Origin of the sequence: Kitasatospora sp. NBC_00458 (genome assembly GCF_036013975.1) — a bacterium.
In the GTDB taxonomy this organism is placed as follows: domain Bacteria; phylum Actinomycetota; class Actinomycetes; order Streptomycetales; family Streptomycetaceae; genus Kitasatospora.
Window position 1 is genome coordinate 1,163,503 of sequence record NZ_CP107904.1, and the last position, 13,103, is coordinate 1,176,605.

At 75.6% G+C, this 13,103-nt stretch carries 6 protein-coding genes; all 6 read right to left on the bottom strand.

What is annotated here, in order from left to right:
* Nucleotides 1-41: 41 nt before the first annotated feature.
* Nucleotides 42-3,410 (bottom strand): amino acid adenylation domain-containing protein, encoded by a 3,369-nt coding sequence (locus OG550_RS04005; protein WP_327674552.1) that lies wholly within the window; start codon nucleotides 3,408-3,410, stop codon nucleotides 42-44.
* A gap of 385 nt (nucleotides 3,411-3,795) precedes the next feature.
* A complete protein-coding gene (locus OG550_RS04010) occupies nucleotides 3,796-4,560 on the bottom strand; it encodes a hypothetical protein (RefSeq protein ID WP_327674554.1) in 765 nt (254 codons plus the stop codon).
* Nucleotides 4,557-5,006, bottom strand: coding sequence for a hypothetical protein (locus OG550_RS04015; RefSeq protein WP_327674556.1), 450 nt, complete (start codon nucleotides 5,004-5,006; stop codon nucleotides 4,557-4,559). The genes OG550_RS04010 and OG550_RS04015 overlap by 4 nt, the downstream gene beginning before the upstream one ends.
* An 18-nt stretch (nucleotides 5,007-5,024) precedes the next feature.
* Nucleotides 5,025-7,250 (bottom strand): glycoside hydrolase domain-containing protein, encoded by a 2,226-nt coding sequence (locus OG550_RS04020; protein ID WP_327674558.1) that lies wholly within the window; start codon nucleotides 7,248-7,250, stop codon nucleotides 5,025-5,027.
* Nucleotides 7,251-7,920: 670 nt separating this feature from the next.
* Nucleotides 7,921-8,493 carry a hypothetical protein gene (locus tag OG550_RS04025; protein WP_327674559.1) on the bottom strand — a complete coding sequence of 191 codons (573 nt, stop codon included), beginning with the start codon at nucleotides 8,491-8,493 and terminating at the stop codon, nucleotides 7,921-7,923.
* A gap of 169 nt (nucleotides 8,494-8,662) precedes the next feature.
* The gene (locus tag OG550_RS04030; RefSeq protein WP_327674562.1) at nucleotides 8,663-13,012 is read right to left on the bottom strand and encodes a CHAT domain-containing protein; all 4,350 of its coding nucleotides are present in this window, start codon (nucleotides 13,010-13,012) and stop codon (nucleotides 8,663-8,665) included.
* Between the last annotated feature and the right edge of the window lie 91 nt (nucleotides 13,013-13,103).

Consider the following 13,103-nt stretch of genomic DNA (forward strand, 5'->3'; position numbering starts at 1 on the left):
GGGCGTGTCCGCTCCGGCGGCGGGGCTGGTGGTGTCGGTGCTCATGAGGGCGTTGCGGTCCCTTCCGGGGCGTCCTGCGCGGCGAGCAGCTCCTCGGCGGCGTCGTCGGACAGTGCGTCGAGCTCGGCGACCAGGGCGGCTTCGACGGCGTCGGCGAAGGCGGCCACCGTGCGGTGGGTGAAGAGGGTGCGCAGCGGGACGGCCAGGTCGGCCGTGCCGCGGATCCGGGCGATGACCCGGGTGGCGAGCAGGGAGTGGCCGCCGAGGTCGAAGAAGTCGTCGTGGACGCCGACCCGGTCGAGGCCGAGCACCTCCTGCCAGACCTCGGCGACCAGTTCCTCCGCCTCGGTGCGCGGGGCGAGGTAGGCGGCGCGCAGTTCGGGGCGGGTGTCGGGGGCCGGCAGGGCCCGGCGGTCGAGCTTGCCGTTGGGCGTGAGCGGCAGGGCGTCGAGGGCGACCAGCGCGTTGGGCACCAGGTGGGCGGGGAGCACGGCGGCCAGGTCGGCGCGCAGCGCGGCCGGGTCGGGCGCCGCGGCGCCGGGCGCGGGCACGACGTAGCCGACCAGGCTGTCGCCGCGGGCCACCACCGCGGCCTGGCCGATGCCGGGCCGGGCCAGCAGCGCCGACTCGACCTCGCCGGGCTCGATCCGGTAGCCGCGCACCTTGACCTGGGCGTCGATCCGGCCGAGGAACTCCAGGGCGCCGTCGGCGCGGTGGCGGACCAGGTCGCCGGTGCGGTAGCGGCGGGAGCCGGGCGGGCCGTCCGGGTCGGGGACGAAGGCGCGGGCGGTGGCGCCGGGCCGGCCGAGGTAGCCGTCGGTGACGCCCGCCCCGCCGACGACCAGCTCGCCCGGGGTGCCGGGCGGTACGGGGGTGCCGTGGCGGTCGAGCACGGCGACGCTGGTGGCGCCGATCGGTCGGCCGATCGGCGGTCGGTGCTTCGCGTCGGCGGCGGTGAGGTCGGCGGTGGTGGCGATGACGGTGGTCTCGGTGGGGCCGTAGGAGTTGACCAGCCGGACGGTGTCGCCGAAGCGGGCCCGCCAGGCGGCGACGGCCTCGGGGGCGACCTGGTCGGCGCCGAGGATCAGCAGGCGCAGGCCGGGCGGCCAGGCCGTGGCGTCGAGGTCGGCGGTCAGCCGGTGCCAGTAGGGCGTGGGCAGGTCGAGGACGGTGAGGCCGGCGGCGGACGGTTCGGCGAGCTGGTCCGGCAGCGCGGCGCCGGCGCCGGCGACCACCAGGGCGGCGCCCGCCGCGAGGGCCGGGAACACCTCCTCGGCACAGGTGTCGAAGGAGAGCGAGGCGTACTGGAGGACCCGGTCGGCGGCGGTGATGCCGTAGCCGTCGCGCATCCAGGCCACCCGGGCGGCCAGCGCGCGGTGCGGGACCAGGACGCCCTTGGGGGTGCCGGTCGAGCCGGAGGTGTAGACGAGGTAGGCGGGGTCGTCCGGGCCGGCTGCGGCCCCGGCGGGGAGCCGCGCGGGAGCCGCGGCGGCCGCGCCCGGGCCGCTCCCCGGCGCGGGGAGGACGGGGAGGACGGGGAGCACCGGGAGGTCGGCGGCGAGGCCCTCGACGGGTGCGCCGTCGGCGGTGACCAGCACGGCCGCGCCGCTGTCGGCGAGCATGAAGGCGAGCCGGGCGGCCGGGTACTCCGGGTCGAGCGGCAGGTAGCCGGCGCCGGCGCGCCAGGCCGCCAGCATCGCGACCACCGCGCGCGGCCCGCGCGGCAGGCAGAACGCCACCAGGTCACCGCGCCGCACCCCGCCGGCCGCCAGCCGTGCCGCCAACTCCTCGGACGCGTCCTTGAGTCGGGACCTGTCGAGGGTCTCCTCCGGTCCGATCAGGGCGACCGCCGCGGGCTCGGCCCCGGCGGCGAGGTCGATCGCGTCGAGGACGGTGGCCGGGTGGGCGGGCAGCGGCGGTCCGGCGGACTCCCCCGCCACCGCGGCGAGTTCGGCGGCGTCCAGCAGCGGCAGCAGGTGGACGGGGGTGTCCGGGGCGGTGAGCGCGGCCCGCAGCAGGGTCTCGAAGCGGCGGCCGAGCCGGACCACCCGCTCCTCGTCCAGCAGGTCGGTCCGGTAGCCGAACACGGCCTGCAGGTCGGCGCCGTCCGGCCGGACGTCCAGGGCGAGTTCGAACTTGGCGGCGGTGTGGCCGCCGTCGGTCTCGGCGCAGAGCAGGTCGGCGAACGCGTGCTCGTCCAGCGCGCCGCCGCCCTGGGTGTGCACCGTGAGCAGGGTCTGGAACAGCGGGGTGCGGCCCGGGTCGCGGTCCGGCCGCAGCTCCTCGGCGAGCTGCTCGAACGGCACCCGGCCGTGGCCGAGCGCACCCAGCCAGTCGGCGCGGACCCGCCGCAGCAGCGCGTCGAAGCTCGGCGCGCCCGCGAGGTCGGCGCGGAGCACCAGGGCGGAGGAGAAGTAGCCGACCGTCGACTCGCTCTCGACGGTGGTGCGGGCCGCGGTGGGCACGCCGACGCAGAAGTCGTCCTGGCCGGTGCAGCGGTGCAGCAGCACCTGGTAGGCGGCGGCCAGCACCATGAACGGGGTCAGCCGGCGGGCGCGGGCGAAGGCCTCCAGCTCGGGGCCGGCGCCGCGCAGGATCCGGGTGTGGAAGGCGCCCGTGCTGCCCGGACCGGCGGGCCGGGGGCGGTCCAGCGGCAGCTCCAGCGCGGGCGCGCCGGACAGTCGCCCGCGCCAGTACTCCACCGCCTCGGCGGCCTCCGGCCCGGCGAGCCAGGCGCGTTCGGCGGCGGCGTGGGCGGTGTAGGACGGCGGGGCGGGCAGGTCGAGCGGCCGGCCGGCGCGGTGCGCGGCGTAGCGGTCGGCGAGTTCGGTGCGGAGCAGGCCGAGCGACCAGCCGTCGGCGGCGATGTGGTGCACGACGAGGCAGAGCACGTGCTCGCGCTCGCCGGTGCGCAGCAGGGCGGCGCGCAGCAGCGGGCCGGCGGCCAGGTCGAAGCCGCGGTTGGTGCGTTCGGCGAGCGCGGCCGCGAGGTCCGCCTCCGGGTGGGGCCGGTCGCGCAGGTCGACCAGGTCGAGCGGGAGGTGCGCGGGCGGCTCGACCACGGCGGCCGGGCGGCCGTCCTCGGCCGGGAAGCGGGTGCGCAGTGCCTCGTGCCGGGCCACCGCGCCGTCGAGGGCGGCGGACAGCGACCCGGGCGCCAGGTCGCCGGTGAGGCGCAGGACGAGCGGGATGTTGTAGGCGGGGTCGCCTGGGTCCATCTGGTCGAGGAACCAGAGGCGTTCCTGCCCGACGGTGAGGACGCCGGCCTGCGGCCCGGCGGCGGACTCGTGCCCGACGGGCCCGTGCCCGGCGGACTCGTGCCCGGTGGCGGGCTGTTGCGGCGCGGTCGGCGAGCCGTTCGTGGACGGCCGGGCAGGCCGGTGCTCGTACTCCTGGACGGTCCTGGACATGACACTCCTCGGTACCCGCCCCGCGAGGGGACGGCGGGTCTGGGACATGGCTCGGCCGCGTGCCCTGCGTGGGTGGGAGGAGCTGCGCGCTCGGCGAGAGGCGGCGGGCCCCCGTTTGGCCGCCGCGGTCCGGATCATGCTAGGGAGCGTCCGAGGGAGCGTCAATGGTCTGGACCAGCTGAACCGGTGGGACTGCTGTGACTGGTGGGACAGCCAGGGCGAACGCGTCCGATCCGGGCTCGAACGGCGGAAACTCGCCCGAAACGCCGAGCGGCCCGGCCGGTCCGGGGCACCGCTCGGAACGCCCCGAAGACGCGCCGCGGAACGCCGAACGGCCCGGCCCCCGTCCGAGACGGGGGCCGGGCCGGGGGCGCCGGGAGCCGGGTCAGGCCTGCTGGGCCGCCAGCTTCCGGGCGTCCTTGCGGCGCTCCGGGCGAAGGCTGTCGACGATCACACCGGGGCCCTCCCCGGGGGTGAGCTCCCAGGCCCGCAGCTTCGCCGCGACGGCGGCCAGCCGCGGGTCGCCCGGCGGCACGTCGATCGAGAACAGCGACTCGTCCGGCGTCCGGTCGTCGCCGCCCCAGCGGACCACGCCCTCGCAGTCCGCGAGGATGTCGCGGATCGTCAGCTCCTCCAGCGGGAAGAAGCCGCCCCGGACCCCGGTCGGGTAGGAGCCGGGCCTGATCTGCACCGCCGTGCCGGACGCCTGGTTGGACTCGGCGAGCCGCCGGCCCACCGCGTCCGGCGCCCGCCAGCCGACCACGTCGCCGGACCGCAGCGCGTCGACCTCGTAGTGGAACCGCCGGACGACGTGCACCAGCACCGTCTCGACCTCGCCCATCCGGACCTTGACGTCCAGCGGGGTGCCGGGCACCGGCCGGGTGTAGACGCTGCCGCGGGCGTCGGTGGCCTTCTCCATCTCCCAGCCGTTCTTCGACGGGATCCCGGTGAGCACCTTGGCCTCCCGCTCGCGGGCCTCCTCCACCGCCCGGCGGACCGCCTCCGAGCTGGGGACGGGGGTCGGGGCGGGCGCCGGGGCGGCACCCGCCGCGTAGCCGGGGGTGGCGAGCAGCTGCGAGCCGACCGCGGCACCGGCGGCGACGGCGGCGGCGCGGAACAGCGCCGCTCGCCGGGACAGGTTGGCCGTCACTTGTATTCCTCCTTGCGTCGGACGATCACGAACACGGTGAGCAGGACGGCGCAGACCGCCAGCACGGCCAGCACCGGATTGACGTACGAGGGCACGATCACCGGGACGACACCGCCGTCGGCGGTGCGGCACCCGAACTCCAGCGGGATCCACGACGGCTCGTAGCCGACCAGCCGACGCCCCACCGCCGCGTTGCACGCCGTCGACTGGTCGTAGTCGTCGGCGGCGAACAGGTGCAGCAGACCCCAGGTGTACGTCGCGGCCGTCGCGGCCCAGGCCAGCGCGGCCGCGGGGGCCGACGCCTTCGCCGCGGTCCACCCGGTCCGGGCGCGGAGCAGCGCCCGGACCGCGCGGACGAGCAGCCAGGGGACGGCGACGAACCCGACCGCCATCAGCAGGAGGAGGACGACGCCTTCGTGGGAGGCGAACGGCTGGTCACCCGACATCGTGGACCTCACGTCTCGTCAGCGGTTGCGGGAGATGGAGTTGTACTTCTCCATCACGTAGTACAGTCCCATCCGCTTCTTGGCCTCCTTGTAGGCCTCGTTCCCCGGCCCCTGGTAGCGGCGCAGGACGTCGTAGATCTCCGAGTCGACGTAGTCCAGGCGCGGCGACCGCATGGCCGGTGAGTCGTCGTCGCCCTCGGGCTTGCCGTCGATGTCCCACAGGTCGATGAGCGCCACGTTGGTCAGGGCCGTGGTCTCGGAGTCGTACGAGGCCTTCCAGCAGTTGTACAGGTGCTCGTCGTTGGTCTTGTCGAGGATCGACCCGCCGGTGATGTAGCCCTTGCGGACGGCGTTGTTGTGCGCGCCGAGGAGCGTCAGCCCGCGCTGCTTGGCGATGCCCGCCGAGGTGTCCTCGAAGTGGCCCGTGGTGTTGAACGCCAGGATCACGGCATCCCAGGCCAGCAGGTCGTCCGGTGCGATGTGGCGCATCTCCCAGTAGGCCGAGGTCTGGATCAGGGCCTTGCGCAGGTTGTACCGGTTCGACAGCTCGGTGATGAGTTCGTCGTGCTCGATCACCGTCGTCTGGAAGCACTTCCAGTGCTGGTAGCTGCGCATCCCGCCGTCGTTCGGGTAGCCCAGCGACTCCATGTACTTGCCGACGTCCGTCTGCATCGCGGACCACACCGTCATGTCCAGCCGGACGTCGGCCTTCACCGGGCGCGGCGGGTCGAAGGAGTTCTGACCGGTGTCGCGGCCCGAGGCGATGTTGTTGTCGATCTCGATCGAGCCGGCGCCGCTCCCGACGGTGCGGGTGACGATCTGGTCGTACGCCCAGTCGGCCGGCAGCGGGTAGCCGTAGTTGCCGGAGAACCCGGAGGACATGTCCGAGACGAACGAGGCCGTGGAGTGGCCGGCCTGGGAGACCCGGGTGCAGACGTTGCGCGGCCCGTACACCCCGATCTGGTACCGGTTCCCGTCGTCGGCCATCGCGTCCTGGATGCCCTTGAAGTGCGGCAGCACGTTGGACGTGATGTCGGAGTCCATGGCGTCGAAGTCGACCGCGAAGAAGATCCGCGTCCCGGCCTTGAAGCCGTGGTCCAGCGCGGCGTTCACCGCCGCCTGCCCGGCGGTCCGGCCCGCCGTGTAGGTGAAGTTCGAGGCGTCCCGCCCGTAGGTCTGGTAGATCGGGAAGCAGCGCAGGCCGTTGGCGGCGATCGTCGCCAGCTCGCCCTCCTGGATCGCCTTCTCGGGGAGGTCCTTCGTCGGGTCCTTCACCACCAGCGGATTGGTGAGGTAGCGCCCCACGTAGGTGATGCCCTCGGCCTTGAGGGCCGCCGCGCGGGCCGGGGTGATCCTGGTGACGCCGTCGCAGGCCGCACCCTTGCGCGCCTGGTCGCCGTAGGACACCAGCAGGGAGGCCCAGGTGGAGAAGTCCCCGGTGCCGCTGACCGGGAGCGCCGCGAACGACTGGAAGTCCCGGACGGCGCCCGCGAGCGCGGAGTCGAAGGAGGAGGTGAACGCGTTCGGGCGGCTGTTCAGGACCATGCCCGCCGAGAACAGCTCGACCCAGGTGCCCTGCGACCCCTGCGACACCGTGTGGGACTTGATCCCCGCCTGGGTGCCCGGTCCGAAGACGCCGTTGGCCGTCCCGTCGGCCATGCCCAGCTCGAACTGGACGGCGAACAGCATCGCCTTGGCGACGTCCCGCGAGTTGTGGCCGTCGCAGGGGATGGCGTAGAAGTCGCGGCGGTTCAGGTAACGGCCGTTGAGCCAGCGCTGGACGGCACGGATCTCCTGCGTCCCGGAGTTGACCGTGACGTAGGCGTCCATGGTCAGCAGGGCCTTGAACACCTTGGGCGTCAGGTCGCTGCCGGGCATCAGGCCGTCCACGCCCATGTCGAGCTTGAGCCGGGCCACGCCCGCCTGGACCCGCGCGTTGTAGGTGCCGTCGAAGCCGCCGCCGTCGTAGCCCTTGCAGTAGAGGGCCGACTGGATGATCTGGCCGAAGTTCCCCGAGGGCACGGTGGAGGCGTTGAGCGCCGGGTACTTCGTCGCCAGGGTCGACAGTGTCGTCGGACCGAAGGTGTTCGAGAGCGCCGTGATGCCGAGCTCGATCTGGAGGGCCTTCGTCAGCGCGAACATCGTGGGCCAGCCGGTCCGGCCGTCCTCGTCGATGATGCCGATCCGACTGCCGTACACGGTGTTCAGGAACCGCTGGGCCCGCATCACCATTTCATCGGCCATGGTCGCCGTCCTCCTTCTTGGTCCCGACCGGAGTGTCGTGCCGGCGAGAGTCGTGCCGGCGGAGAGTCATGCCGGTCCACCGGCACACGGGATCCCGCGGACACGGCCCCGTTCGGGCCGCGGAGGAGGAAGGCGCGCCACACGCCCGGCACCGTCGACAGGACGGCCCGGCACCGCGCCGGAGGGCCCGAGAAAGGCCCCCGTGATTCACCGTCGAAACCGATTCCCGAATCCCGCCCGAAGCGGTGGGAAATCGTTCGTGAAATCATTCCGCCGTGCCCTGGACGGACCCGGCATTCCCCCGTGATTCGCTATCCCCCGTGCTCAGGGCCACCTTCCCCTTCGGTGGACCCCGGTTGATCGACCCACCGATGCTTTCATCAGCCGTACGGACGCGTCAAGCACGGAACTGACGGATCGTATCGGTCCGATGCCGCCCCCCACCGGCCGCCGCGTCCTCGACTCGCCCCCGGGCGCTCCCCGGGCCGCCGCGGCGCAGCTCCGAGCGGCTCCTCCGGGCCCCTGACGGATCGGGGAAGGATCGGGGACGGAACACCTCCCGGGGAGGAGACCGGCCGCACACCGCCGACCTCGTGATCGACCACGAAGGGGAATAGCGTCCGACCGGACCCGAACGACCGCCCCGGCCGCACCGGGCGGTGGGTCCCGTTCACCGGCCGGGGTCGGCGGCCCGCGCGGAGATGCCCAGGTCGGTGCGCATGGTCGCGCGCAGGAGGGCGAGCTGGTCCCAGCCCGCCTCGACGGCGCCGGTCAGCGCGGCGAGTTCGCCCTCCGGCTCCGGCATGCCGTGACCGATCCTCATCAGCCTGCCGTAGAGGCCGCTCAGCACCCGGTTGGCCCGGGAGACCTCCGCCAGCACGAGGTCGGGGACGGTCATCTGCGCCTCGGCGTACCGCTGGAGGTACTCGGTGCGGACGGTGTCCAGGACCGCCAGCGCGGGCTCCGCCGCCGCCGGGTCCCGGCGCAGCGCGTGGGCGTAGTCGTTCAGTGCGGTGAGGTACTGGCGGGCGGCGATGTTGAGGGCGGTGTAGCCGGCGCGGCGCTCGGCGAGGTCCACCGCCTCGCGCTGTCCGGCGAGTTCCTCGCGCCGCTGCCGGTCCGCGAGGTCACGCTCCTCACGGCGTGCGGCGTCGCCCCGGCGCTGCGTCAGGAGGGCCGAGGCGAGGGTGCCGGCCACGCCGACGACGGCGACCAGCAGGGCGGTGAGGCTCGATGGGTCCATGGTGGCCGGGTGTCCCTCGGTCGGTGCCGGACGGCGGGTCGGCAGGGTCGGCGGGCGGTGTGCGGGCGGTGTGCGGGCGGCAGGCGGGCAGCCGGCGGGCAGCCGGTGGGCAGCCGGTGGGCGGAGCGCCGACCGGAAGGCGGTCGGGCGGACGGACGGCGACCGCCCGTCACCCGCCCTGGTAGACGAACGCCGCCCACACGTCGAGGGCCGCCGCGTCGCGGCGGGCCAGCGCGACGAGCTCCGGCGGGGCCCCGGGCGGCAGCCGCCGGTCCGGGTCGAGCGCCCACAGCTGGGTGCGGCGCAGCGCCTCGGCCGGCGGCTCACCCCCGGCCAGGCGGCCGTGGAACACGTACATCAGCACGCACACCATCTCGTCGACCACCTCCCAGCGGGAGCCGACCACCCCGGTGGCCCCGGCCGCGACGAACGCCGTCGACAGGGTCAGCGCCTCGTCGAGGTCGCCGCCGGTGTGGTCGCTGACGCACGCGTCCAGGACCACCAGCCCGCCCGGCGAGCCCGGCGGACGGCCCTGGGCCTGCCGCAGGATGTCGCCGACGGGCAGCCGGCCGCTCCGCGCCGGGTCCGGGCCGTCCGGGCCCGGACGGCCCGCGAGGTCGGGGCGGCCCACCACGTCGGGGCGGCCCGCTGGGTCCGGGCCCCCGGGGCCCTCCGGTTCGGGTGCCAGGCCCAGGTAGGCGTCCAGCGGCGAGCGGCCCGACGGCACCGCGTGGCAGGCGAGGTGCAGGACGGACGCCCCGGCCCGCCCGGGCGCGGGCAGCGCGGCCAGCACCTCGCGCGGCGTCCCGGCCCCCTCCGCGTCCTCGACGTAGCCGAGCAGGGTGCCGTGCGGGTAGTAGTCGGCGTGCAGGTACTCGGCCTCGACCTCGGCGAACATCAGCTCCCGGGTCGGGTCGCCGACGATCACCGGCCGTTCGCCGAGCGGCAGCCGGGGCCGCGCGGCCGCCTCGCAGAACTGGCGCGCCGAGACCGCGTACGACACCACCGCCCGCTCCAGCGCGCGGACCGGCCGGCCCCCGTCGCGCAGACCGCTGCTCAGCAGTGCGGCGTGCCAGGGCACCCCGCCCAGCTCGCCGAACGGCACCAGCACCAGCCGGGGCAGCCGCCCCTCGGCATCGCCGGCCTGACGCAGCGCCGGGTGGCGGAGCAGCGGCCGGAGCACGGTGGTGCCCGCCCAGTCGCAGAGCTCGGCCAGGGTGGCCTGCCACCGGCGCCGCGCGGCGACCCGCTCCGGGTGGCCGGGCGGGCGGTCCTCCAGGGTGGCCTGCCGCTCCAGGTGCTCCCGCCGGTAGGCGGCCAGCGGGCCGCCCCGACCGAGCGCGTCGGAGCTGACCAGACCGAGCGGCACCAGTTCGACGACCCCGGGGGCGGCCGCACCGACCAGCAGGGCCTGACCGCTGCGGCCGTCCCCGGGCGGCAGCAGGTAGACGAGCGCGTCGGCACCGGCCGTGCGCAGGCTCGCGGCGATCTCCTCGACCGACGGCGGTGCCATGAGCAGGGTGCCGACCGGGGAGTCGGTCAGTGCGGCGAGCGCCCGGCGGCGCAGGTCGTCCGGCATCGGGACGGCGGCGCCGCCGGGCAGCGAGTCCAGCAGCGTGCCGGGCGTGCCGAGCAGGGCGTCGAACGGGCCGCCGCCGGAGTCGTCACCCTGCGCTCCGCCCGCCAGCCAGGCGGTGGCGAGGTCCTCGTGGCCGGCGCTCCGCAACAGGTCGGGGACGTCGGTGGTGGCGGTCGAGGCGTGCAGCACGAGTCCCCGGCCGAGCTCCAGCACCTCGACGGCGGACCGCAGGTGGGGATCCCCGGCGACCGGACCGGCCGGCCCCCCGGCCGATCCCCCGGCCGGTCCCCCGGGGCCACCGCCTGCCCTCGCCGCCTCGTGGTCGGCCAGGCACCAGTGGGCGACCTTCAGGGCCTGGTCGGCGGCCCTCCGGGCCACCATGAGCGCCGGCGCCGCGGCGGCCTGGAGCAGTGCCGAGGCGGCGGTCTGGCGCAGCGCGTCGACGCCGGACTCGCGGCCCAGCCGCCGGTCGTCCGGCCCCAGCCGCCGCCGGTGGACGTCCGCGATCAGGATCCGCGCCGCGACGAGCAGCTGGGTGGGGGTCCCGCGCCGCAGGTGTTCGACGGCGGCCCCGGCGGCGGCCAGCGCGGCGTCGGCGTCGGCCGGGCGCCGGGCGTGGCGGTACCGCCTCGCCAGCAGCTCCGCCCGGAGCAGGAGCCCGCGGGTGCCTTCCAGGCTGTCCGGGGCGGCGCACGCGTCGAGGAGGTCGAGGTACGACAGGGCGGTTTCGGTGCGGTGGTCGGAGAAGACCGGGTTGAAGGCGCACATGCCGAGCGCCGCCGCCGCCCGCATGGTCAGCACCGCCTTGTGCAGGTGCCCGGCCGGCGTCTCGGCCGCCACCTCCAGCATCAGGGCGACCGCCCCGTCGACGCGCTCCGGGGCCGCCAGGAACGCGTGCAGGAAGGTGGCCGCACCGAGGTCCCCGCGGGCGAGCAGGTACAGCGGGTCGTCCTCCGGCACCTCCGCGGCCAGCGGCTCCAGCTCGGCCACGAGCCGCCCCATCCGCTCCGTGTCCCCGACGGTCAGCGCGTCCTGGAAGTCCAGCATCAGCCGGATGCGCTGGAGGGTCGGCAGTTCCCGCGCCACCAGCCGCTCGACCCCGGCGTGCGCGGAGCGGGCCAGGAAGGCCAGCACCTCGGCGTGGTAGCGGCGGGAGGCCGACAGGTCCTGGTAGTCCCCGCCGAGCAGGAAGCGCTGGTAGAGGCTGACCGAGAGGTTCTCCAGGTAGACGGCCCGGTTGACGTCGTCCGGCGCCGCCTGCCGGAACGCGGCGCGCTCGTGCCGGATCGCGGCGTCCAGGTCGGCCATCTCGTTGGTGAGGGCGAAGCGCTTGCTCATCGCCGCCCCCAGCGAGCCGTGCAGGTGCTCGTCCGACCACTCGGTGCCGGAGGGCTTCGCCCGCGACTCGTCCAACAGGCCGATCACCCGGTCCGCCCCGGCCAGGTCGGTGGAGAACTGGCCCTGGACGATGGAGGCGTGGGCCAGCTGCTGGAGGATGTCGCTGCGGCGGATCCCGTGGTCCTCCTCCTCCATCGAGTCCGCGGCCACCGTGAGGTGGTGGACGGCCTCCTCGGTGGGGAACGCCTCCGCGTCGTGCTCGCGCATCGCGATGACCATGGTGCCGAGCACGGCGTGCGAGGCGGGCCGCACCGGGTCGTCCCCGGCCATCCCGGCCAGGCCCTCGCGCAGCACCTCCACCGACTCGTACGCCTCCGCGGTGGCCACGTAGCGGTCGAGCCGGGCGAGGCCGGCGAGGGTGCCGCCGAGCAGCCAGCGGACGTTGCCGCCGAGCGGGTGGTCGGGCGGGAGCAGCCGGCGCAGGTCGCGCAGCCGGGCGAGCCGGTGGGGGGCGTCCTCCGGCCGGATCGTGCCGTCGCAGCGTGCCCAGTAGCGGTCGAGCAGGCTGAGCGAGGCGCGCAGCCGGTAGGGGTCGTCCGGCTCGGTGGTCGCGGCGATCAGTTCCAGGTGGGTGACGGCCCGGTCGGCGCGCTCCTCCTGCTCGGGTGAGGCCGCGCGGTGCTCGTCGCCGGCCAGGAGGACGGCGAGGCGTTCGCGGACGGCGAGTTCCAGGGGGTCGGCGAGGTCGGCGGCGCCGGGCCGGGCGTCCGGGGCGGGGCGGAAGGGCGGGTCGCCGGGGTCCGTCCAGGGCGGCGGGCGCAGCCGGTCGAGGACGCCCTCCAGGACGGCGGTCGCGGCGGCGAGGTCGGCGGGGGCGAGGTCGCGGTCGTACCGGTCGGCGAGGGCGTGACCGAGGGTGGCCAGGAACCCCGGGTCCTGGTCGTCGTAGTCCGCCCCGGACACCCCTGACTCCCCGGCGTCCCCTGCCGTCCCTGCCTCCGCGGTGTCCGGGGTGTCGGCGTCCGGGGCGGCTCCGTACGGCGCACCGCCGGCGAGCGCCTGCCAGGGACCGGGCGGGACCGGGACGGGGCAGGCGAGCCGCAGGGCGTCGACCGCCCGGTCGAGGTCGTCCGGGCGGGCGGAGCCGTCCACCGGTTCCGGCTGCGGCCCGTCCGCCGACTCGCCGGTCGGCGTGTCCTCGTGACGCGCGTGCAGCAGCAGGCCCAGCCGGCCGGCGGCCTCCGCCCGGTCCTCGTCCGCGGGGTCGAGCAGCGCCACGGCGAGGGTCAACAGGTCGACGGCCTCGGCCCGTTCGGCCAGCACGGCGCGGCGGATGGCCGCGTCCTCCCCGAACTCCGGCTGCACCACCGCCCGCCAGTACCGGACGGAGAGGGTGAGCCCGAGCAGGAACCGCACCCTCGCCGACGCGTCCGGCGGCACCGCCGCACCCGCCTGCTCCAGCAGCCCGCGCGCGGACGTGAGGGCGGTCAGCGCGCCGGAGAGCAGGAGGGCCTTCCGCCGCGGATCGACCGCTTCGTCGTAGGAGGCCAGCAGGCCCCGCCCCCGCGCCACCAGCGCGGCGGCCTCGTCGAGCACCGTCACCGGAACATGACCTCCCCCGTCGTCCACCCCTGCACGGCAGACAACCGCACCACCCGCCACAGGTCAACCGCCCCACCGGACCACCCCGGAG